This window comes from Mesorhizobium sp. AA22 (genome assembly GCF_001672375.2).
Classification (GTDB): domain Bacteria; phylum Pseudomonadota; class Alphaproteobacteria; order Rhizobiales; family Rhizobiaceae; genus Mesorhizobium; species Mesorhizobium wenxiniae.
The window spans coordinates 5957414-5979388 of sequence record NZ_CP048406.1 but is presented as its reverse complement, the minus strand read 5'-3'; the positions used below and the strand labels follow the sequence as shown (position 1 = coordinate 5979388).

General features: G+C 57.1%; 17 protein-coding genes and 4 pseudogenes. 14 read left to right on the top strand and 7 right to left on the bottom strand.

Annotated features, from left to right (window positions below; translation table 11 throughout):
• Positions 1 to 237 precede the first annotated feature (237 nt).
• Positions 238 to 492: pseudogene (locus A9K68_RS28400) on the bottom strand (transposase); the annotation flags it as partial.
• A gap of 921 nt (positions 493 to 1413) precedes the next feature.
• Between A9K68_RS28400 and A9K68_RS28395 the strand changes: the two are divergent.
• A protein-coding gene (locus A9K68_RS28395) for an IS630 family transposase (protein ID WP_245430216.1) occupies positions 1414 to 2357 on the top strand; the annotation gives its coding sequence in 2 pieces (ribosomal slippage) (positions 1414 to 1749 and positions 1752 to 2357; 942 coding nt in all).
• On the opposite strand, the gene A9K68_RS32020 is transcribed toward A9K68_RS28395, so the two are convergent.
• Together A9K68_RS32020 and A9K68_RS28385 are read right to left on the bottom strand one after the other, a co-directional pair.
• Positions 2354 to 2542 (bottom strand): MFS transporter, encoded by a 189-nt coding sequence (locus tag A9K68_RS32020; protein ID WP_280952234.1) that lies wholly within the window; start codon positions 2540 to 2542, stop codon positions 2354 to 2356. The two genes, A9K68_RS28395 and A9K68_RS32020, sit on opposite strands and share 4 nt — an antisense overlap.
• Positions 2543 to 2616: 74 nt before the next feature.
• Positions 2617 to 3948, bottom strand: coding sequence for an amidohydrolase family protein (locus A9K68_RS28385; RefSeq protein WP_065009120.1), 1332 nt, complete (start codon positions 3946 to 3948; stop codon positions 2617 to 2619).
• A gap of 452 nt (positions 3949 to 4400) precedes the next feature.
• Between A9K68_RS28385 and purU the strand changes: the two genes are divergently transcribed.
• From purU to A9K68_RS28345, 9 genes and pseudogenes are all read left to right on the top strand, one after another.
• The gene (purU, locus tag A9K68_RS28380) at positions 4401 to 5285 is read left to right on the top strand and encodes a formyltetrahydrofolate deformylase (protein WP_163603084.1); all 885 of its coding nucleotides are present in this window, start codon (positions 4401 to 4403) and stop codon (positions 5283 to 5285) included.
• 3 nt (positions 5286 to 5288) lie between these two features.
• Positions 5289 to 6194, top strand: a complete 906-nt coding sequence (locus A9K68_RS28375; RefSeq protein WP_065011359.1) for a bifunctional methylenetetrahydrofolate dehydrogenase/methenyltetrahydrofolate cyclohydrolase — start codon at positions 5289 to 5291, stop codon at positions 6192 to 6194.
• A 709-nt stretch (positions 6195 to 6903) separates the two neighbouring features.
• Positions 6904 to 7194, top strand: coding sequence for a methylaspartate mutase subunit S (glmS, locus tag A9K68_RS28370; protein ID WP_203546871.1), 291 nt, complete (start codon positions 6904 to 6906; stop codon positions 7192 to 7194).
• A 25-nt stretch (positions 7195 to 7219) separates the two neighbouring features.
• A complete protein-coding gene (locus tag A9K68_RS28365; RefSeq protein WP_095780370.1) occupies positions 7220 to 8323 on the top strand; it encodes a glutamate mutase L in 1104 nt (367 codons plus the stop codon).
• Positions 8281 to 8871 (top strand): hypothetical protein, encoded by a 591-nt coding sequence (locus A9K68_RS28360; RefSeq protein WP_245430197.1) that lies wholly within the window; start codon positions 8281 to 8283, stop codon positions 8869 to 8871. The genes A9K68_RS28365 and A9K68_RS28360 overlap by 43 nt, the downstream gene beginning before the upstream one ends.
• A gap of 15 nt (positions 8872 to 8886) precedes the next feature.
• Positions 8887 to 10158 (top strand): annotated as a pseudogene (locus A9K68_RS28355) (methylaspartate ammonia-lyase).
• Positions 10155 to 10892 (top strand): annotated as a pseudogene (locus A9K68_RS32535) (CaiB/BaiF CoA-transferase family protein); the annotation flags it as partial. The pseudogenes A9K68_RS28355 and A9K68_RS32535, both read left to right, overlap by 4 nt.
• 34 nt (positions 10893 to 10926) lie before the next feature.
• Positions 10927 to 11325: a CoA transferase gene (locus A9K68_RS32530; protein ID WP_348640696.1), complete on the top strand. Its 399-nt coding sequence runs from the start codon at positions 10927 to 10929 to the stop codon at positions 11323 to 11325.
• Complete coding sequence (locus A9K68_RS28345) at positions 11318 to 12202, top strand: CoA ester lyase (protein WP_065011361.1); 885 nt, start codon at positions 11318 to 11320, stop codon at positions 12200 to 12202. The genes A9K68_RS32530 and A9K68_RS28345 overlap by 8 nt, the downstream gene beginning before the upstream one ends.
• Here A9K68_RS28345 and A9K68_RS28340 read toward each other — a convergent pair.
• On the bottom strand, positions 12153 to 13109 hold the full coding sequence (locus A9K68_RS28340; protein WP_065011362.1) for a LysR family transcriptional regulator: 957 nt from the start codon (positions 13107 to 13109) through the stop codon (positions 12153 to 12155). The two genes, A9K68_RS28345 and A9K68_RS28340, sit on opposite strands and share 50 nt — an antisense overlap.
• A gap of 17 nt (positions 13110 to 13126) precedes the next feature.
• Positions 13127 to 14747, bottom strand: a pseudogene (locus A9K68_RS28335) (FumA C-terminus/TtdB family hydratase beta subunit).
• Positions 14748 to 15077: 330 nt separating this feature from the next.
• Between A9K68_RS28335 and A9K68_RS28330 the strand changes: the two are divergent.
• Complete coding sequence (locus A9K68_RS28330; RefSeq protein WP_065011363.1) at positions 15078 to 16019, top strand: LysR family transcriptional regulator; 942 nt, start codon at positions 15078 to 15080, stop codon at positions 16017 to 16019.
• 37 nt (positions 16020 to 16056) lie between these two features.
• Here A9K68_RS28330 and A9K68_RS28325 read toward each other — a convergent pair whose 3' ends face one another.
• Both A9K68_RS28325 and A9K68_RS28320 read right to left on the bottom strand, forming a co-directional pair.
• Positions 16057 to 16986 (bottom strand): ornithine cyclodeaminase family protein, encoded by a 930-nt coding sequence (locus tag A9K68_RS28325; protein ID WP_065011364.1) that lies wholly within the window; start codon positions 16984 to 16986, stop codon positions 16057 to 16059.
• Complete coding sequence (locus A9K68_RS28320) at positions 16986 to 18230, bottom strand: Zn-dependent hydrolase (RefSeq protein WP_065011365.1); 1245 nt, start codon at positions 18228 to 18230, stop codon at positions 16986 to 16988. The genes A9K68_RS28325 and A9K68_RS28320 overlap by 1 nt, the downstream gene beginning before the upstream one ends.
• Before the next feature lie 560 nt (positions 18231 to 18790).
• Here A9K68_RS28320 and A9K68_RS28315 point away from each other — a divergent pair.
• Genes A9K68_RS28315 through A9K68_RS28305 form a run of 3 tightly spaced genes read left to right on the top strand, consistent with a single transcriptional unit; the run spans position 18791 to position 21975 of the window.
• Positions 18791 to 19747, top strand: a complete 957-nt coding sequence (locus A9K68_RS28315; RefSeq protein WP_245430198.1) for a transporter substrate-binding domain-containing protein — start codon at positions 18791 to 18793, stop codon at positions 19745 to 19747.
• A 48-nt stretch (positions 19748 to 19795) separates the two neighbouring features.
• Positions 19796 to 21001 carry an ABC transporter permease subunit gene (locus A9K68_RS28310; RefSeq protein WP_065011367.1) on the top strand — a complete coding sequence of 402 codons (1206 nt, stop codon included), beginning with the start codon at positions 19796 to 19798 and terminating at the stop codon, positions 20999 to 21001.
• A complete protein-coding gene (locus tag A9K68_RS28305; RefSeq protein ID WP_065011368.1) occupies positions 21001 to 21975 on the top strand; it encodes an amino acid ABC transporter permease in 975 nt (324 codons plus the stop codon). Before A9K68_RS28310 ends, A9K68_RS28305 begins: the two co-directional genes overlap by 1 nt.

The following is a 21975-nucleotide window of genomic DNA, read 5'->3' as shown; positions in this document are numbered from 1 at the left end:
CTCCGGCTCGATTGCAAGGCTCGGGAATAGTGATGAGTGGATCAGCATGCCGTAAGCCCTGTGCAAAAAAGCGGGCTTCGTGCCCGAACCATTTATTGGGAACGGCGTGCGCGGATCTCATCATCGCCTGGCTGCAACCGCAGTCCACTCGCGAGAGGCCGGATACATTTATGCAACTGGAATCGTCATTTGCGATGTCGCGAACCCTTGCACGGACGGGGCGGACCATACATTTATTGAAAGAAGCTCGCGCAGTGCCGACGCTTCCAGCATCTGGTCGGCGAGCAGCTTCTTCAGCTTCGCGTTCTCGTCTTCCAAGGCTTTCAGCCGTTTGGCATCGCAGACGTCCATCCCGCCATACTTCGCCTTCCAGTTATACAGCGTCGCCTCGGAGATCCCATGCTTGCGCGCCAGGTCGCCCGCCTTTGCCCCCACTTCGTGCTCACGCAGAACCGCGATGATCTGCTCTTCCGTAAACCGCTTTCTCTTCATCAGTCCGTCATTCAATCGAGGGCCAGACTCTAATCTCAGATGGAGGAAATTACCCGTGGCAGGTCAGTTACAGACAAGACCAGTCGCCTATCCATCAGTGCAAGAGAGAGCTGATAAGGGCCGGAACAATTATCCAGCAGTACCGCGGAGAGGCGAAAATCGGTCGAAGCCATCGTTGCAGAGGTTATCGCGCGCCGCGTTCTGTTTCGGTGGTTTGAGATGCCGGCACGGACGATCCGCCTCGGCGTCTCGAAAGATGTGGCTGCCACCGAAACATGTCCGGCGACAGCCACGCGCCTTGGGAGGCAAAGGCAGGGGGCAAACTTGTTGGAGACCGTCTCCCTGTGCCGCATCGCTACGGTCGCGTGCTCATCGCTGGAACAACGAAGAAAAAGCGGCTATCACTGAGAATGGGGCAACGACAGCCGAGTGGCCCTGCGCAGCCGGAGACAAAGCCCTGCGCAGGTCGGGACCTGGTTTGGGGATGGTCCGCCACGTTGCGAAGTCCGTGCGGATCGAATTTTTCGGCGGATCGACTGCTTTTCTCATCGCCATAGCCACCTCAAGGCCGCGAAATGCGCGTTTCCGTTGACTGCGACTGCGCACGGCGCCAGTCGCCCGCTCAATCGAAAGAATTGGCTTCAGTGGAAGCTCTCGATCGTGGAGAGCAACGAGCCATTCGCCGACTTCCTTGTCGCTGCCGTCATCCGATAGTTCAGACGCAGCTAAGTCCATCCATGTCGGCGGCCAGAAGACTTCAGTCCAAAGAAAAGGTGCGCGCAACTTCCGCTCACTTATGAGATAGACAGTCTTGACGATGATCGATCTGCTTCTAGAGCACGTCCGGCGATCGATGAATCGATTGTGATGTGACGCGAATCGGTTTGGCTGATTCAACGTCCACTTTTATGGAGGTGGACGATGGCGAGAGCACTTGGTGAGGATCTGCGGTCACGTGTCGTGAAGGCTGCGGGTGAAGGAGCATCGGCCCGGCAAGCAGCGGCTCGGTTCGGTGTCGGGATATCGAGTGCGATCCGCTGGATCGGCAGAGCCCGGATGGGCGAGACGACACCACGACCGCAGGGACGACGGCGCGGCTCGCGTCTCGACGCCCATGCCGACTTCATCATCGGGATGATCGAGGAGCGCAAGGACATCACGCTGAACGAGATGGTGGAGCGGCTCTTGGCCGAGCGGTCCATGCGCATCGGCCGCAGCACGTTGAGCGACTGGCTGCGGGGGCACGGCTGGACGTTCAAAAAAAGTCCGCACACGCACTGGAGCAAGATCGCCCCGACATCCTGAAGCGCCGGCGTGCCTGGTTCGACGGCCAGCTCGACCTCGATCCGGCAAGGCTCGTCTTCATCGATGAGACCGGGCTGTCGACCAAGATGGCTCGCCTGCGCGGAAGAGCGCTGCGCGGCGAACGCTGCCGGGCCGGCGTGCCGCACGGTCACTGGAAGACCACGACCTTCACCGGCGCGCTCAGGCTGACCGGAATGACCGCGCCCTTCGTCTACGACGGCGCCATGAACGGGGTCGTGTTCCTCGCCTATGTCGAGCAGGTGCTGGCGCCAACGCTGACGCCAGGCGACGTCGTCGTCATGGACAATTTGCCGGCGCACAAGTCCGGGGGCGTGCGCGAGGCGATCGAAGCCGCCGGTGCAAAGCTGATGTTCCTCCCGCCCTACAGCCCCGACTTCAACCCCATCGAAAACGCCTTCGCAAAGCTCAAGGCGCTCCTGCGGGCGAGGGCCGAGCGAACAATCGCAGCCCTATGGGACACCGTCGGCGCGCTCGTCGACCTTTTTACGCCAACAGAATGCGAAAACTACTTCAAGGCCGCAGGCTATGAACCGGATTAAACCGGACGTGCTCTAGGTTTCAGGTCAAGCGCGAGCGGGGGGATGAACTCCGAGGCTTCCCGTTCCGATCCTTCCCACAGTTCTATCGGCAATGCGAACGCAGCGGCCGCAACGAGCATCAGGACCGCAACGGCGCCTTCCAACGCCAGGGTCAACGAGGGGTTCTGGGCAACTGTGCCCCAGATCCAACTGCCTCAAGCATATTCGCGGCTGGAGTATTTGGCCTCCAACGTGGGTCTTACGCCGTCGCCGTGACGCTTCAACGAATTGGAGTTAGAGAATGCGTTCCAGAGGGGTTGTGCGGGAAGAATTGGTGCGCATTTTCTCGCATGATTTGTTCGATGAGTGCCGGCATGTCCTCGGCAGCTAACCACCCGGTCGTCACCAGCTGGTACACAGCCTCAACGATTCCGCGCCGTGCCAAAACCGCATGTCCGTAAATAGGTTCGGCAGCTACAAGATCTCCACCAAAGGTAAAGATCTTGTTGGACGGCACTGCAACCAGAAATTCAGTCAAAAATCGCGTGCTCGCAGCTGGATTTAGCATCCACGCCCAGCACATATCGATAAAGACATTTGGGTATTGTTTTGCCAACGCAATAAATTCATTTTCGTACGGGTAACCAATATGCATCAACACGAATTTCACGTCCGGATAGTCCTGCAACAGCCGACATAGGTCGGCTGCGTTGTTTCGAACACGACCGGCTTGCATGACACCGACTGAAGCAAGATATCCGGTGTGCAATTTCACCGGCAAGCCGTATTCTTCAGCCTTGCTTACGCAATAATGAAATAGAAAATCTTGAATGGCCTTAAAATCGTCTGAGCCAAGGGAATGGCGAGCGCCAGTCCGATCAACTTCATGCGGAAAAAGACGGGCCGCAAGGCTTTTTGTCACTGGAGAGAAATCCAGGGCACGGGTGTAGGCTATCTGGCATTTCACTGCGACAGCTTTAGTACCATACTTGAAGAAATATTCATCAATAATAGAAAGCCATTCGTCGAGCGAACTAGGGTGTCGGCCCGTTTCTTCCTCGATTCGCGCAAAGTCTGCGGCACTGCACCGGCAGAAACCCAGGATGCTGAGGTCCTGTCCGAGAATATTAGGAGTGGCACTCTCCATAAACGTACGTTGCACCGAGTTGACATGACACAATTCTATGTTCGAACGCTTAAGTATATCCAAGTAAAATCCCGGTTTAACAAACTCGTGATACTTCTCAGCAATCCGCGGAAAAGTCTCGCTTGTAATGTCGCTTTCTCCGTAAATTCCCTGAAAAGTGTGACGGAGCGCCAGTCCGTAGCCGGTGTTTCTTATCCGTTTCCAATACGGCGCGAGCAGGGAGTACTTCTCTTCATTTTTGAGATTGGGGCATAGGAAGCGCAGTAGGTCATTCTGCGGCATACCGCAAACTAGAAGGTCCTCCGCCCCATAGTCTTGAAATAAAAAAGACCAATCGTTTGACTTGAACCACTTTGGGTGCACGACCCCGTCGACGCGCTGTCGCTCTTCAATCAAATGTTCGTGGGTGTCCACAAAGGGGGTCTGTTCAACGCAACCGATGATTTGGTGGCGGAGGTCAGGCATAGAGTTTCCTCGGATTGAGTTCTGAGTCACGGCGTTGACTAGGCCCAGGGAGATTGGCCCCCAAGGACGTTTAGGTAAGCATGGCGTCTTTCGGGTGTACAGATTGGTTCGAAGTTCCGGGGATAGGCTCCGTCGATACCTGCGATAGTTCCGACCTATTTGTCGCTGTCGAATTGCGGAAGTATGGCGTAGTGCGAAAGCGGGCGATCCTTACGACGCGGCTCAAAGCCCTTCACAGAGAAAATTGAATACAAGCCAGAGCTAGTGCGCGGGAATTATTATTTCATCAGCAACACTGTGTCACGAAGTTTGCTTCCCAGGGCATTTTCCCCAACGGCAATGGCGCAGCATCAATCTAACCGGTCAGGCGAGACATAGAGGCACGGATACGCGGACATGCTCCGCCAGTGCGGTAAGTGCCGAAATGGCGCCAACTCAGAGCGGATGACCATATGACTCATTGCGTACTCACCGTAACTTGCAAGTCCACACGTGGCATTGTAGCGGCGATCTCGAGCTATCTGGCCGAGCAGGGCTGCAACATCGTCGATTCCAGCCAGTTCGACGATCTCGATACCGGCAAGTTCTTCATGCGCGTCTCCTTCATCTCGGAGGAAGGGGTCGGCGGGCCGGCGCTTGCCGAAGGCTTCAAGCCGATCGCGGAAAAGTTCGCCATGGATGCCGAGATCCACGATGCCAAGAAGCGCATGAAGGTGCTGCTCATGGTCTCGCGCTTCGGCCATTGCCTCAACGACCTGCTCTATCGCTGGAAGATCGGTGCCCTGCCGATCGACATCGTCGGCGTCGTCTCCAACCATTTCGATTACCAGAAGGTGGTGGTCAATCACGATATCCCCTTCCACCACATCAAGGTGACGAAGAACAACAAGCCGCAGGCCGAAGCCCAGCTGCTCGATATCGTCGAGCAGACCGGCACCGAACTTATCGTGCTCGCCCGCTACATGCAGGTGCTGTCGGATGCGCTCTGCCGGAAGATGTCGGGCCGCGTCATCAACATCCACCATTCTTTCCTGCCGTCCTTCAAAGGGGCCAATCCCTACAAGCAGGCCTATGAGCGCGGCGTGAAGCTGATCGGGGCGACGGCGCATTATGTCACGGCCGATCTCGACGAAGGTCCGATCATCGAGCAGGACACGGCGCGCATCACGCATGCGCAGTCGGCCGAGGATTACGTCTCAATCGGCCGCGATGTGGAAAGCCAGGTTCTCGCCCGTGCCATCCATGCGCATATCCACTTCCGCACCTTCCTCAACGGCAACCGCACCGTCGTCTTCCCGGCAAGCCCGGGCTCCTATGCCTCCGAGCGCATGGGGTGAGTGATGATGCGCGCATCCGTGATCGACGGGAAACAAGCGGCGGCTTCAGTGATCGAGGCCGTGAAGGCTGCGGCGGCGGGGCTTGAGAAAGAGGCCGGAGTGAAGACCGGGCTTGCGGTCGTCATCGTCGGCGACGATCCGGCCAGCCACACCTATGTCGGCGTCAAGGGCCGCATGGCCAAGGAATGCGGCTTCAATTCCATCCAGCACACGCTGCCGGCGGGAACGACGCAAGGGGAGCTGGCAAATCTGGTGGCATCGCTGAACGACGATCCCTCCATCCACGGCATCCTGGTGCAACTGCCGCTGCCGAAGCATCTCAATTCCGATGCGATTATCCAGTCGATCAAGCCGGAGAAGGATGTCGACGGCTTGCATGTCGTCAATGCCGGCAAGCTGGCGACCGGCGATCTCGAAACCGGGCTAATCTCGTGCACGCCGGCCGGCGCCATGCTGCTGGTGCGCCTGGTGCATGGCGAGGACCTGTCGGGTCTGAATGCGGTGGTCATCGGCCGTTCCAACCTGTTCGGCAAGCCGATGGCGCAATTGCTGCTTTCTGCCAATGCGACTGTCACGACGGCGCATTCGCGGACGAAGGATCTCGCCTCTGTGGCCAAGGGTGCCGATATCCTGGTGGCGGCCATCGGTCGTCCGGAGATGGTGAAGGCGGATTGGGTAAAGCCGGGTGCCACCGTCATCGACGTCGGCATCAACCGCATCGCAGCACCCGAAAGGGGCGAGGGCAAGAGCCGTCTGGTCGGCGATGTCGCCTTTGCGGAAGCTGGCGAAGTTGCCGCCGTCATCACCCCGGTTCCGGGTGGTGTCGGACCGATGACCATTGCCATGCTAATGGCCAATACGGTGACCGCGGCATATCGAGCAAACGACGTTATCCTGCTTCCATTCTAACCGGAGGAACTCAACCTGCTGCAAAGCCTACTTTTACGCTCGAAACTTGCAGAGATTTCTATGGACTTGGAACCGCGAGCTTCGCGGGGGCGTACTTGACAGCGAGGCTTGTTCCTTTGAGGTCAAGTGGGGATCGGACACCGGCATGTCGGCCGGCGCTGCGAACCGATGCCGAGCTATAGCTGCAAACTTGAACTCCTGTTTTGGGCAAAGGCCGAATCTCACATTCTCCCCCTTGACCAGCGGTAAGCTAGCGATGAGCCCGAACCTGCGCGCGAGGTGTTGTCGAAGATGGTCGCCGGAAGAACGACGATTTTTGCGCCACGACATGCGCTATCTAGGTATGCGCCACTCGCGTCTGCTGGGGCGGATCAGCACAAGCGGCGATCCGTGTAAGAGGTCTTAGCCCGACCGTGTGTGAGATGTGGCATTAGCGGGAAGATGGTGGCTGCGATCTCGGGTTCGGCGTCCGGCCTTTCGGGGGACTCAAACTAATAAGGGCATCTTTCGTATTCAGTAACTTAGGTAAGAAATATTGACTTCATGCAATCCCGTAAATAAACTGATTTCTAGGGTGGTGGCCTTAAGATTCCCACTGCCTGCGACGGGAGCAGGTTGTGGGTGAAAATAACTTTAAAGTCATTTTGGGCGTCATTGGCGCGGATTGTCACGCCGTAGGCACAAGATCATCAAAAGTGTGCTGGAGCCTTTGGGCATCAACGTCGTCAATCTCGGCGTAATGGTCAGCCAGGACGAATTTATCGACGCGGCGATCGAAACAGGCGCCGACGCGATCCTGGTCTCGTCTATCTACGGACACGGGGAAATCGATTGTGCCGGGTTCCGCGGTCGTTGCATCGAACGAGGTGTTCCCGACATCATCCTCTATGTGGGCGGCAATCTAGTGATCGGCAAAGTCGAGTTCTCGGACGTCGAGGACCTGTCAAGTCGATGGGTTTCGACCGGGTTTTCCCGCCCTCCGTGGACCTGCTTGATGTAGCCGCACTCTTGAAGATAAGAAAGCTGTGCCGGACATTATTCTGCTGTCCGGCGGATCTGACGGGGGCAATGTTCTCTATCCAGCTCGCAATGCGGAGAGGATTGCCCAAGCCGACATCGCATGTTCCGTCGTCTATGCCGGCAACCGGAGCGCTCGTGAATATGTCGCGAGGATCTTGCAGGCCAAGGACGTGGTCTACACCGAAAACCTCCTGCCGACCTTGGACACACCAAATCCCGAGCCGGCAAGAGCGGCCATTCGCGAGGTATTCCTGAGAAAGATCACCTCAGGGAAGGGCCTAGATGGTATTGTCGATCGAACCGGATGCGAGCCTTGTCCGACCCCCTTTGCCCTCTTCGAATTCTGCCACTCACTGGCAAAGCATGCGCCGGAATTGGGTGAGTTTGTCCTGGTTGATATGGGTGGCGCGACCACCGACGTATATTCGTATCATGAGGAACTGCCGATAGCTGGCATTGTGCGCCGTGGACTGCCCGAGCCGACAATCAAGAGAACGGTGGAAGGTGATCTGGGAATGCGAGTGTCCGCAGCGTCTTCTTTTGAGGCGGCAGGTCAGCTCTTCCAGCTATCGGAGCAAGACTCCGAAGCCCTATCCAGCTACGTCAGGAAATTGGCTTCGTCGCCCGAACACCTTGCGGCCAGCCCGCAGGAGCGGCACTTCGATGCTGTGCTGGCAGGCGTCAATATAGCGACATCGCTCATGCGCCATGCGGGCCGCGCCCATGAAGTCGCAACAGCGGATGGAATCGTCACGGTGCAAACCGGGCGCGATCTTACGTCGGTCAAAACCATCATCGGCACCGGCGGCTATCTCTCTTATTCTGCTGACTTCGATCCGCGCATCCATCTCTCCGGTATCGATACAGATGTGTTCGGCAAGCGGATCCTCGTTTCGAGACACGAATCCTATCTGCGCGATACCGCGAATCTGCTGCCCCTGCTTGCAAATGTTTCCAGAAGGCATCCAGCCGCTGCCGCCACTGCCGCCGTTCGCCTGCTGAAAGGCGGGGACCTCGATTGTTTGGATTTGGTGACTATGCGCTTTCCACGGTGTTTCATCAGTGGATGGGCGGGTTCCCCGAGAATGAGGCGAAGGCCTATTCGGTAATCGCTCTCGGTGCGGCCGCCGCCAAGTTCGGCGGGGCCACGAAGATCATCGTCAAGACGCCCCATGAGGCGAGCGGTGTGCCGACCATGGAGGCAAACCGCGCCGGCCTGCAAGCGACCGAACAGATGACCAACATGGTCGGTGATCAGGGCTATCTTTCAACTTCCGAAATCGATCAGGAGATTGCGCTCATAGAGCGCGAGGTCCATTCGGTGATGGCGCGCGTGCTGCAACTCGGCCAGGGAAACCTGGCAAAGGGCGCTGTACTGGCATTCGAAGCCGGCATTGTCGATATTCCGTTCGCGCCAGCGAGTGTCAATGCCGGTCTGATGACGCCGGTGCGCGACAACAATGGTGCCATCCGGATCTTCGACCAGGGCAATATCCCTTTGCCGGATGATGTCATCGCATTGCACCGGGACAAGGTCGCTGAACGGGCAACCGCAGAGGGCCGAACGGCATCGTTCTCCATGGTGGTCGATGACGTGCGCGCAATTTCCGCAAGCAAACTGGTGGGTCGGCCGAATGCCCTCGCTCAGCCGCTGTGAATTCCCAATCGAGAGATGAAGACGATGAAGATCACAAATGCCCAGTTTAGCGCAGGTGTTTCGTCATTCTACTTTGACGACCAGGCTGCGATCAAAGGTGGGGCGGGTATGGACGGTTTCACCTATGTGGGCGCGGCTAAGACACCGGGCTTCGACAAGATTCGACAGTCAGGCGAAGCCATCTCCGTTCTCCTTCAATTGGAAAATGGCCAATGGGCGGAAGGGGATTGCGCTGCGGTTCAATATTCAGGCGCCGGCGGACGTGACCCGCTGTTCACGGCTGAAACCTATATTCCATGGATGTAATCGAATCTGCGGCCTTTGCTGATCGGCCGCGACGTCGGTAATTTTACAGAGAATGCTCGGTTCTTTGATAGCCTCACCGATGACGGGCGGCCGATCCACACCGCAGTCCGGTATGGCCTGTCACAAGCGCTGCTCGATGCGACCGCAAAAGCGAGCAATCGGCTCAAGGTGGAGGTCATTTGTCACGAGTATCGTCTGCCAATCGATACGTCTCCGCTCAAGTTGTTCGGGCAAAGCGGCGACGATCGATATAATGCGGTCGACAAGATGATCATGAAGCGGGTGGACGCGCTCCCGCATGGTTTGATCAACAACGTGTCCAGCAAGCTTGGCGAGAATGGCGGACGACTTCAGGAGTACGTCACGTGGTTGGCACAACGCATCAAGAAGCTTCGTGTCGATCAAGGTTACACACCTTCCATCCACATCGATGTCTATGGAACCATCGGCCTGATTTTCAACAACGATCCCGTGGCGATCGCGAGCTATCTCGATGGCCTTGGAAAGAGAGCGGACAAGTTCCCTCTTTACATTGAGGGACCAGTGGATGTTGGCAACAAGCCTGGTCAAATCGAACTGCTGAAGGCAATCAGCGCGCGCCTCCGGGATATTGGTAGCAAGGTTCGAATTGTGGCCGACGAATGGTACAACACGCACCAGGACATCGTCGAATTCGTCGACGCGAAATGCTGCGACATGGTTCAAATCAACGCGCCGGATCTCGGCAGCATTCACAACACGATCGAAGCCGTTCTCTACTGCCACGCGCACGCGGTCAAAGCTTATCTCGGCGGCACCTGCAACGAGACCGACGTTTCGGCACGCGCATGCCTGCATGTGGCGCAGGCGACCCGCCCGCAGCGCGTGTTGATCAAGCCGGGCATGGGATTTGACGAAGGTTTGACGATCGTCGGCAACGAAATGCGCCGAAACCAGTCCATTCTGCGGGCCAAGCATGGCGCGATGGGAGCGAGCCAATGAACATGAAGATGGAGAACGTCGTCCATGCAAAGCCATATTCCGGACTTTTGGTCGTATCGATCGAACAGGCGGTCGCTGCGCCTTTGTGCTCATGTCACTTTGCCGAGGGCGGCGCGAGGGTGATCAAGATTGAGCGGCCGGAAGGTGATTTCGCGCGTAAATACGACAAGGCCGTCAAAGGGGAGTCGTCCTATTTCGTCTGGGCCAATCACGGCAAGGAATCCCTGTGTCTCGACATAAAGGACATGGAGGATGCATCCCTTCTGCACAGCCTGCTCGCGAAGGCAGACATCTTCATCCAGAACCTGGCCCCTGGAGCAAGCGCGCGCGCCGGGTTCGACAGCGAGGACCAGCGCCGCCGTTATCCGCGCCTTATCACGTGCGACATCAGCGGCTACGGTGACACCGGCATCTACCGTGATATGAAGGCCTATGACTTCCTCGTGCAGTGCGAGAGTGGCCTCGTCGCCGTTAACGGCGCGCCTGGCGCACCGGGTAGGATCGGGGTCTCGGTTTGCGACATCGGCGCCAGCATGAATGTCATCATCGGCATCCAGCAGGCACTCTACCTCCGTTCGCGAACGGGAACCGGCTCGGGCGTGAAGGTGTCGCTCTTCGATACGGCGGCGGACTGGATGACGGTGCCCCTCATGCACACCGTCTACGGAGGCAAAGCACCCGAACCTGTCGGTCTCCATCAACCATCGATCGCTCCCTACGGAGGCTTTGCGACGGCCGACGGACAGGTCCTTGCGATCTCCATCCAGAATGAGCGGGAATGGGTCCGTCTCCGAGGTCATCGGCGACGCGGCAATCGCGAGCGACCCACGGTTTGCGGACGCCTCTTCGCGGGCGAAGAACCGGCGCGAATTGGATGCCCTGATCGCCCGGTTCTTTGCGGCAAACACGCGCGCCGACCTCGAAGCAAAGCTTCGCGACGCGGCGGTCGCCTATGGCGGCGTTAATTCCGTCGAAACGTTCTCCCGGCACCCGCAGTTGCAACGTCGCACCGTGACGCTGGAGAGCGGCGAAACGGCTGAGCTCGTAGGTTCCCCCGTCCAATACTCATTTGAGGATGCGCAGAAATCTCTCGGGCGGATTCCTAGGATCGGTGAGCACAGCGAAGCCATACGGCGCGAAATCGCACGGATCGAAGCAAATGTCTAACTTCGGATACGCAACACTCTGGCGATCATTGCTGTTCGTGCCTGTCCACGAAGAGCGCTTCCTCGAAAAGGCGCACGCCCGCGGGGCCGATGCCGTAATCCTCGATCTCGAGGACAGCGTGCCCGCGTTTGCCAAGGATACAGCCAGGGGAAAACTCCGAACTTCCATCGAGAGGATCTCGAGACACGGCCTAAGCGTCGTTGTTAGAGTGAACCGCGATCTGGCAAACTGCGTCGTGGACCTTGGCGTTGCGGTCTCTTGCGGTGTCGACGCCGTCATGCTGCCGAAGGTGAGAGGTCCAGACAATGTTGCCCTGATAGACGAGTTCATCTCAGAAAGAGAGCGGCACATTGGGCTGGCCCCGCAGTCTATTGGTTTGCTCAACTTGATCGAGACGCCCGCTGCGCTGTCTGGCGCGAGTCAAATCGCAGCAGCTTCAGACCGCACGATTGGGCTTGGGCTGGGCACCGAAGACTTCAGCGCTGAATGCGGTTTCGAGCCTACCTATGAGAATCTGTTCGGGCCCTGTCAGCAACTGATCCTCGCCTGCCGGGTACAAGGCGTTCAGGCGTTCGGCTTGCCAGGCTCCATCGCTCAGTATGACAGTTCGGCAGGGTTCGGAGATCTTGCAGTTCGTTCCCGCAAGATGGGATTTGACGGCGTCCTCTGCGTGCATCCGAATCAGATTGCGGCCGTCAATTCCGCCTTTCGTCCAACGCTCACTGGACTTGAACGCGCGTCGCGTATCATTGCTGCTTTTGAGGAAGCCGAAGCTCACGGCCGGGGTGTGGTCAGCATTGACGGCGCCATGATCGATCTCCCCATCGTCAAGCGCGCAAGAGCTCTTTTGGCAAGTTCCCAAAAAACCGCCGCATGAAGCTTGGGCCTTCGTTCACGACGAAGGCTTTGAAGCTCTCCGCTGCCGGTCGCAACTGCCTGCCTTTCAGGTGGACGGCGAACCATTCGCGCATCGCCGGCATGTCCTCGGCATGCAGGATCCGAAGCTTCTTTGCCTGACATTCCAGAGCGATCGTATGGCCAGAGATAAAGGCCAACCCCATATCCGCCATGACCGCTTGCTTGATGTTCTCATTGCTGTCCATGACGACGTACAGGGGCGGCAATTGCACCGAGTGGCTTGTGAAATAGTAGTCATGGATCATCCTGGTTCCAGACCCTGCTTCGCGCGCGATGAACTTGAAAGCAGTCAGTTCGCGCCGGCTGATATGTTGCTTGCTCGCCAGAACGTGGTCCGGATGCCCAATCAGAACATATGGATGCGAGGCGAAGGGAACAGCCTCGACCTCGATGCGCTGCGGGGGGCGACCCATCAACGCAAGATCCACATTGCCCGACTGCAGGAGCTCGATCACCTTTTCCCTGTTGGCGATCGTGGTCTCGATCTGGATGTCCTGATGCAGTCGGCTGAATTCCTTCAGGAGATGCGGCCCGAAGTTTCTTGACGTCATCACCATCGCAACGCGCACCAAACGGTCGAGCCTACCTTGCAAGCCATCGATCACATTGATAGCCTCGTTCAATGCCTCTGTCATCCGTTCTGCATAGGGGATCAACGCTGTCGCAGCGGGCGTCAATTGGATCGATCGACCGTCTCGGTCAAAGAGAGGGGCATCTAGGACGTCAGAGAGGCGGCTCATCTGCATCGAGACGGCAGGGGGAGTGAGATTAAGTTGTGAGGCGGCGCCCACGAAACTCTTGTGCTCGACGACGGCCAGGAAGATTTGCAATTGGCGCAGCGTTATCTTGTCGAGGGCGTCTGACATCGCGTTTCGTGCCTTCTCTACTGGGCCATTGAAAAGAAATCGTTCCCCTTATCGTCTATAACGACAAATGCCGGAAAATCCTTTACCCGGATCTTGAAGACCGCCTCCATCCCGAACTCTTCGAAATCAATCGGATCCACTTCGCGGATACAGTCCCGGCCCAGAACCGCTGCGGTGCCACCGACCGACCCGAGGAAGAAGCCGGAGTGGCGCTTACAGCTCTGACAACGTTGCGAGCGCGATTCCCCTTCGCAATGGTGACCAACGCTCCACCCGCGGCTTGGAAGTCTGGCATATATGGATCCATACGTGCGGCCGTTGTCGGCCCGAACGATCGGGACGCAAAGCCCTTCGGGGTCCGAGCCGGCCCAGCGTAATAAATCGGGTGGTCACAAAAGTACGGCGGTAGTGGCTCGCCGCTTGCAAGTCTCTTTGCGAGTTCGGCGTGAACCAGATCTCTGGCAACGATCATTGTACCGCTCAAAAGGATCGGGGTAGATACCTTGAGTGCCGATAACTGTTCGCGTACCGCAGTCATGGAGCGATCAAGCTCGATGCGAACAGCATTGGCAGAGTTGAAGCTTACCTTTGGAAGGAAGCGAGCGGGATCCTTTTCCAATGCCTCGAGCCATGCTCCTTGTTTGTCGATGCGTGCCTTGATCTGGCGGTCTGCGGAACAACCCACACCCAGACCCACTGGAAGACTGCCGCCATGGCGTGGGAGCCGGATAACGCGCACGTCATGGCAAAAATACTTGCCTCCAAATTGGGCCCCCAAGCCCATCGATTGGGTAAGGGCCAACACTCTTTGCTCCAGTTCCACATCTCGGAATGCACGGCCGTAGGCGTCACCAGTGGTCGGAAGGTGGTCAAGCGCTTTGGTCGATGCGAGCTTGACCGTCTTGAGTGTTTGGTCTGCGGACAACCCGCCGACAACGATTGCAAGGTGGTAGGGTGGGCATGCGGTCGTTCCGAGGGTTCTGATTTTCTCATCGAGGAATGCAATCAGGCGATCCGGCTCCAGCAACCAGCGTGTCTCCTGAAACAGGAACGTCTTGTTGGCCGAGCCACCGCCTTTAGCTATACATAGGAGGTCAAGCCGGTCGCCTTGGACGGCTTCTATCTCGATCTGGGCAGGCAGGTTCGTACCGGTATTTCTTTCTTCATACACGGTGAGAGGCGCCATCTGCGAGAACCGCAGGTTTCGTGTTTGCCAGGTCTGGCTGATGCCTGCGCAGATGGCGTCATGCATATCGCCATCGATCAGCAGCGACTCTCCCTTCTTGCCGATCACCATCGCGGTCCCGGTGTCCTGACAGCTTGAAACATGCCCTCGCTTGAGATCACGGCGTTCTTGAGCAGTTCCAAAGCCACAAAGCGGTCATTTGATGACGCATCCGGATCATCCAGGATCGAGCGGAGTTGTTCGAGGTGGGCGGACCGGAAAAAATGCGAAACGTCGCTGAAGGCAGTTCGAATTAGAGCTTTCAGAAGGTCGGTCGATGCTAGGGTAAAGTCATAAGACCCAGCTGCTATGCAGGAATTGCCTTCTTCGCCAATCAGTCGGAAAGAGGTTTGGTCATCGCTGAGTTGGAAAAGTGAAGGATACCTTTGCTCGGCACGGGCACAGGAGTTCATAGATAAGCTGTCCTTAATGTTTCTTGTCGCAAGATAAAGAGATGTTATGTTGCTCTTAGTCTGGTTCAAGGCCGGAGCCGTGAGCCGAAAGGCGTGCCCTGACGGTCTCGCCGGGTAGAGTGGAAACGAGGCAACCTACGGTCAATTCGGTCGGCGCCTCAGTGCTTGAGATCACCGTAATCAAGACTGAGTCGGCGGGCTTGAAATTGCCTTAATTTAGTCGAGTTGAGATAGTCCGGCTGATTCTATATTTGTTATGTGCGAAGAGGTGAAGCTTGATTCCGAATTACTCAGCCCACGGAGTTGGATGCCGCTTAAGGAGGACGCTGGATGGCGACGGCTCAAACCATCAGTGAGCTGAACTGGAACCTTCTGCGCACTTTTTGCATCATCGCTGAAGAGAGGAGCATTACCGGCGCCGCAAAACATCTTCAAATGAGCCAGCCATCCGTGAGCCTTGCGCTGCAAAAGCTTGAAGAGCAACTAGGCTGTAAGCTCGTCTTCCGCGATCCTCGTCGTTTTGCGCTGACCTTGCGCGGCGAAAAGATTTATCAGGAATGTTCCGAGATGTTCCGGTGCGTCAACCGAATCGGCGTCCTCTCTCAAGATGAGAGCGATGACGAATTCGGAGAGCTGAAACTCAGCATGGTTACCCGGCTGCAATCCCCTCTCGTGGACGAAGCACTTCGCCTCTACCATCAGCGATACCCATCAGTCACATGGCACATCGACATCAGGACCTCGCTCGACATTGTGCGCCAGATCTCGATGCAGAAGGCTGGCATCGGCATCTGCCTTTTGACAAGGGAGATGCCGACGCTGCGGTGCCGGCACTTATTTCGCGAGGAGTTTGGAGTATTTTGCGGTGCCGAACACCCTCTATTTGGGGTTCAAGAAGTAAACGTGCACAGGCTTCAACAAGAGCCGTTCATCGCCTTCGATTGCGCTAATGATGCTGCTAGTAGCGGATTTGAGCCAATGATCTTTCTGCGAGAAGGCCTTGGTCTCGGACGTCGGGTCAGCGGATGGAGCCACGAGCTCGACGAGGTGCGGCGCATGTTGATATCGGGTTTGGGGATAGGCCTTTTGCCCGTTCTCACCGCCGACGATGACGTAGCCCAAGGGCGACTGTGGCCGTTGCGACTGTTTGATCAGCCCCTCGGCGCCGACGTTTACCTCGTCTCTTCCAGCTTGAGCTCACCGACACCCCCGGAACAGAAGTTTCTCGACCTCATTGAGGAACTACTGTGCCTTTATCCAGACATGTCCTGAAAATGTGGCACCTCAGCGGTGTATCGTAGAGCCTACATCAACGTCGTACGACCTTCATCGCGGCGGCGAGGTCTTCTTGCGATAGGCCAGCGGATTTGAAGACGGTCCGGCTGATCTCGTTTAGGCGAACCGGGTGCCCCTGCGCAAGCTCGGTCAGATCCGCCACGATATCCTCTGCGAGGAATGCGCCCTCGGCAATCGGTTGAGCCAGGTCCCCCGCCAGAATAGCCCCCGCGCGCCCGTCGACAAAGACCCGCGCCCCCGTAATTGCTGCAGTATCGCTTTCGCGCATGTCGGCTTTGAACGCACCTATGAGATCGAGGTGCGATCCCTCGCGCAACCACCCGCCTCGGATTATCGGCATTGTCGAGGCGGTGACCGAACTTATCACATCCGCCAAACGACACCCGGATTCGATATCCTCACAGTTTTCCGCAGGAAGGCCACGCCCAACGAGCGCAGCCGCCAAGGACCGAGCTTTTTCCCCGCTTCGTCCCCAAATCAGAACACGAGTGTAAGCGCGTACGCTCGCGTGGGCTTGAGCCACCGAGAGCGCTAACTGGCCGGTCCCGACGACAAACAAGGTTTGGACGTCTTTTCGAGCTAGATAATCCGCCGCCAAAGCAGAGGCCGCAGCGGTGCGTCGCGCGGTGAGCGCGTCGCCGTCTAGCGCTGCCGTGAATTGGCCGTCAGCCCCGTCGAACATCAGCATGCCGGCGCTGATAGTTGGCTTGCCCCGGGCTGTATTGCCAGGGAAAAAGGTTACAACCTTGACCCCGATGGCTCTACCACCCTCCCAGGCAGGCATAATCAGAAGGGTGGCCTTGTCGCCATTGGGCAGATCGATCTCAAGGACCTGGCGTACCGGCGCTACTGTCCTGGCTGCAGCGAAATTCGCTCGAAGTTCCTCGATCAACCCCGCCCAATCCAGTCGTGCGTCGATCTCTGCGTGGTCGAACAACTGCATTAACGATCCGCCCTTTTAACGACGGCGTGCAGAAGCATGTTGAGGCCTGCGAGGAAATCACTCGGCTCGCACGATTCATTGTTATTGTGGGTAATTCCATCCTTGCAGGGTGTAAAAACCATGGCGCTGGGGCAATGCATTGCCATGTGATACGCGTCATGGCCCGCCTGAGAGCGTATATCGCGCCAATTGTAGCCCTGACGGATCGCCTCGTCACGGATGCTTCTGATAAGCTCCTCTTCAAATATGTCGCCTCCCCAGCTCCATTCGTCCTCAATCACGGCGACACAGCCGGCCATGGCAGCGCTGGCCTTAGCGGCACGACGCATCCTTTCAGCCATAACCTTGGCGGTCATAGGATCGGGATGTCGTACATCCGCGACGCATTGAGCGGTGTCAGAAAGAATGCCCGGCTTGTTCGGCCAGGCGGCGAGGCGGGATCCAGTGGCCTTGCCGTCGTTTATCGCGAACTCCCAACCAATATCGTCGACGGCCGTCAAAAACCTCGCGCCGGCGATCAGGGCATTATGGCGCAGGTCCATCGGCGTGGGGCCGGTGTGGGCGGTTTCGCCTTCGAAGCGGACACGCATGCCGTGGCTCGGGTAAGCGCCAGTCACGACCCCTACTTCGCGCCCCTCCGCATCGAGAATTGGCCCTTGCTCGATGTGCAGCTCGAAGTAAGCGTCAACCTCCCCCGCCTTGCAAGGCTTGTCGCCTTTGTAGCCAATTCGCTCAAGCTCATCGACAAAACGGGGGCCGTCGTCGGCAATCAGGTCATAGACCCAGTCGCGTTCGTACTTCCCGACAAAACAGCCCGACGCCACCATTGGCGGAGAAAATCTTGCACCCTCCTCGTTGGTCCAGTCGACGACAATGATGGGTCTTTTGGTGACATAGCCAAGATCATTAAGCGTGCGCACGAGCTCTAACCCGGCAAGCACTCCGGCAATCCCGTCGAAGCGTCCGCCATTGATTTGGGTATCGAGATGACTGCCGATCAGAATCGGGGGCAGCTCGTTGTTGGTACCGTCACGCCTTGCGAAGATTGAGCCGAGTTCATCGAAATCGACGCTCAAGCCTGCGTCCCGGCACCAGCCACAAAATAGATCGCGCATCTCGCGATCTGAGTCCGTTAGCGTCAGACGCGATAGGCCATTCGGACGGCCTTTGCCGATGTTGGCGGAAGCTTCGATTGTCGACCAGAAACGGTCGAGGGAGACACGAGCTTCGGGGCAAATTGTCATAGATATCTCTTTCAGGGTAGTGAGGTAAGGTCGGGTCGCACCGGTCAGACCGGCCGATAGGCTCGGCAATATGATCGCGGGGAAGGAAGCACCGATGGGGACAGGATCCGGTGCCCATTAGTGCGGCAGGCCCCCAATTTGATTCCTAAGGGCGGGGTCTTCCTCCCGTCCAGACCCGTCTGTCGATCGGGAATGTCGACCACGGCGTGGCTGAAGCTATACTTCCCTTCGACGGAACTTCCTTCGCCCCGGCCCGAGAAACAACCTTGAAGAAGCTTCATGTAAGGCCCCCTCCGCGGTCGGAACATGCCATCGCATAGGCGGAGAGGACAAATAGGTCAGAGCTATTGTAGACATCGACAGTGTCTATCTGCGAGCCGCTAATATTTCTGTACACTCAAACAAGGCCATGCTTTCCTGAGGCTTCCTTGGGGCCTCCTCAAGCCAAGACATGTTAAAAACCAGGGGAATTCAAAGCCATGCGTCTAAGATCGACTATAGGTTACTTCTGCACAGCACTTGCTTTTGGTCTCGCGGCGGCACCAACTGCCCGAGCCTCGGTGCTCGATGACGTGAAGCAGCGCGGTGTGCTCAACTGCGCGACCGGCGATGCGATCCCGGGGTTCAGCTATCTCAATCCCAAGACATCAAAGATGGAAGGATTGGATGTTGATCTATGCCGAGCGACCGCAGCTGCGGTTCTGGGGGATCCAGACAAAGTTCATTTCGTGATCGTTACTGGCAAGAGCCGTTTCAACACTGTGACAACCGGTCAAGCAGACGTTGGTTTTTTCTCCACAACTGTCTATCCTGTTCGTGAATCGGCGATCGCAGTCGATTTTCTGCCGATCAATTTTTACGACGCCGGCGGATTTATGGTAAAGGCGTCAACCGGCGTTGAGACGGTTAAGGATCTTGCTGGTGGAACGATCTGCACGACCCAGGGAACCGCTACTGAGGTTGCCCTTGCAAACCTATTCAAGTCTCAGGACATAACGGATATCAAGGTTTTGACCTTCGACTCCGCTGATAAGGTGTTTGCGGCTTTGGGCAGCGGCCGGTGCAATGCCATGGCAACAGACAAAACAGCGCTGGCTAGTTGGCGCGGCAGTTCGCCCAAACCAGACGATTACATAATCCTCAGGGAAGGAACCGGCAAATCGCCATTTGCCGGCTTCGTCGTTGCCAATGACTCGAAATGGCGCAACCTCTTGAGATGGACTGTCTTCGGGCTGTTTCAGGCTGAGGAATGGGGCATTACCACCGCCAACTTGGATGAGATGAAAAAATCACCCGATCCGGTCATCCGGAAGTTTCTCGGCGTGGAGGGCGGAATGGGCGAGGACTTCCATGTGTCCAATAGTTTCATGGCCGATATGATCAAGGCCGTCGGCAACTACGGCGAGATGTACGACCGCAGCCTGGGGCCGAAGACGCCCTATTATATTGACCGAACCGGCACCCCCAATGCGTCGTGGGTTAACGGCGGCCTTCTGTACTCGCCTCCTTGGGAATAGGCGGAGTTCGGCGTCGATCAATCCACTTGCAATACCTCGGGCCACGGTATGATAGAAGCAAAGACAAAACTGTGGCAGTCCTCGCTCGCGACGCCGTCCGTTAAGCGATACGTTGCCCGGGTTCGGTACAAGCTGACTCATGGCGCCGTAGTAGCGGCCGTTATTGGGTTGCTAATACTGATTGCGTTAGCAATTCACCAGAACCTAACAAGTCGGGGTATTGACTTCAGCTTCGCGTATTTGTCTGCGCCTTCACGATTCGGCATTAGCGAGGGTTTGGCGCCCGTCTGGACGGGGTGGGCGCCAATTTTCGAAAGCGTCGATGCTTCGTCGTCAAATCTGGCGATGCTCGAAGCCGGCCTCTTCAACACGCTCAAAGTGGCGCTTTTGGCGATTACGTTCTCCACACTGGTTGGAGTTGCCCTAGGTGTTTTGCGTTTGTCGACCAATTGGCTAGTTCGGAATCTTGCCTTCGCGATTGGCGAGTTCATCCGGAACACCCCGATACTGATCCAGTTGATGTTCTGGTACTTTGCAGTGTTGCTGCAGTTGCCTTCGTCCGGAAGCGCCACAAAAGTCAGTAAGTGGCTCGTCGTAGAGCAATCCGGCGTCTTCCTGCCTCTACCACATCTATCCGACAGTGCCGGGCCGGCATCAGGTTTTTTCGTCGCAGTCGCAATCGCATTCCTGGCAGCAGCGTGCCTGCGACGCTTTCCTGCGCGGTGGCGTATAGCACTTTTGGGCGTCGGACTGTGTGCTATTGGTGCGAGTTACGCGTTAGGTTTCGGTATTAATCTTGATTGGCCTGTGCTTGGACGTTTCGGTGCGACCGGCGGATTGCACTTCACCCCAGAGATGTCTGCCATCCTGATCACCATCATCGTAAACAGCGCAGGATATATATCTGAGATCGTTCGTGGGGGAATCGAAGGTCTGGCTAAAGGACAATGGGAGGCTGCGGCGGCGCTAGGTTTGTCGCGGGGTGATACGATTAGAGACATCGTGCTCCCACAAGTCTTCCGAATTATTATACCGTCCCTCACCAATCGCTATATCAGCCTGACAAAGGATACGGCCATCGGCATTGCGATTGGCTTTCCGGAGCTATTCAACGTTAGCGGTACTGTGGCCAATCAGAGCGGGCGTGATTTCGAGACCGTCATCGTCGTAATGACGATCTATCTCCTTCTCAGTTGGCTAATCAGCGCCCTCGCGAATTTTGTAAACAGACGGATAGCCCTGGAGGGAGCGTGATGATTGCAACACTGCATAGTTGGGCTCGCCGCAACCTTTTTGCGAACCTTATTGATTCCATTCTTTCGATCCTCATCGTCGCAGCGCTTGGCTGGCTTTTGACGGTCTTCCTGCGATGGGTGATCTGGGACGCATACTGGCAGAGGATTTACGAGAGCCTTCGGCTGTTTCTGGTAGGGCAGTTCCCGGCGGACCAGACATGGCGTGCCTGGGTCGCGTTGGCCCTTCTGTGCACAGCGGTCGGCGCCGTGCTACTGCCTTGGTCCCGTCGTCTCGGTGTGGCTATATGGTTGATTGCCTGCGGGGCGGCAGTTTTTGTCCTAGTTCCGCCCGGGCTTGACCGATGGGGCGGGCTTCTGCTCAGCATTATGCTCACTGTCGTCGTTTCAACAGCGTCTCTGCCGCTCGGCATTCTCCTCGCGTTCGGCCGCTCTAGCAGAAATCCCAGTCTGCGGGCCTGCTGTACCGGCTATATTGAGGTGATGCGGTCGGTACCACTCATTCTCGTTGTCTACTGGATTTGGATCACCGTGCCGCTCTTCATGCCGGAAGTTTCAATATCCTCACTCGCGCGCGGCATGATCGGGTACACTGTCTTCAATGCCGCCTATGTGGCCGAATATGTTCGCAGTGGCTTTCAAGCTGTGCCGCGCGGTCAGCGGGAAGCGGCGCGCTCGCTCGGTATGTCGAATTGGACGATTTCGACTGAGATAGTCTTGCCGCAGGCGCTCCGGGTGGTCCAGCCGGCGTTAGTTGGTAACGTCCTCGACGTTTTCAACGGGGCGACGCTCGTGTTCATCATCGGACTGATGGACTTCTTGCGTGCAGGACAATTGATATTGGTAGACCCAGCAGCAAGCAGTCAAACAAATGAAGTCTACTTGTTCATGTTCGCGGTATGTTTCGTGATCGGCTCGGCGATTACCTTTGGATCGCGCCGAATGGAGGCCCATATGCATAGGAGTACGCGTTGA

Coding starts and splice junctions, on each gene's coding strand:
- A9K68_RS28345 (WP_065011361.1), top strand. CDS start 11,318: ATGTCTAACTTCGGATACGCAACACTCTGGCGATCATTGCTGTTCGTG.
- A9K68_RS28325 (WP_065011364.1), bottom strand. CDS start 16,986: ATGCAGTTGTTCGACCACGCAGAGATCGACGCACGACTGGATTGGGCG.
- A9K68_RS28360 (WP_245430197.1), top strand. CDS start 8,281: ATGGGCGGGTTCCCCGAGAATGAGGCGAAGGCCTATTCGGTAATCGCT.
- A9K68_RS28310 (WP_065011367.1), top strand. CDS start 19,796: ATGATAGAAGCAAAGACAAAACTGTGGCAGTCCTCGCTCGCGACGCCG.
- A9K68_RS28305 (WP_065011368.1), top strand. CDS start 21,001: ATGATTGCAACACTGCATAGTTGGGCTCGCCGCAACCTTTTTGCGAAC.
- A9K68_RS32530 (WP_348640696.1), top strand. CDS start 10,927: ATGAGCGGGAATGGGTCCGTCTCCGAGGTCATCGGCGACGCGGCAATC.
- A9K68_RS28340 (WP_065011362.1), bottom strand. CDS start 13,109: ATGTCAGACGCCCTCGACAAGATAACGCTGCGCCAATTGCAAATCTTC.
- A9K68_RS28320 (WP_065011365.1), bottom strand. CDS start 18,230: ATGACAATTTGCCCCGAAGCTCGTGTCTCCCTCGACCGTTTCTGGTCG.
- A9K68_RS28375 (WP_065011359.1), top strand. CDS start 5,289: ATGATGCGCGCATCCGTGATCGACGGGAAACAAGCGGCGGCTTCAGTG.
- A9K68_RS28385 (WP_065009120.1), bottom strand. CDS start 3,948: ATGCCTGACCTCCGCCACCAAATCATCGGTTGCGTTGAACAGACCCCC.
- A9K68_RS28330 (WP_065011363.1), top strand. CDS start 15,078: ATGGCGACGGCTCAAACCATCAGTGAGCTGAACTGGAACCTTCTGCGC.
- purU (WP_163603084.1), top strand. CDS start 4,401: ATGACTCATTGCGTACTCACCGTAACTTGCAAGTCCACACGTGGCATT.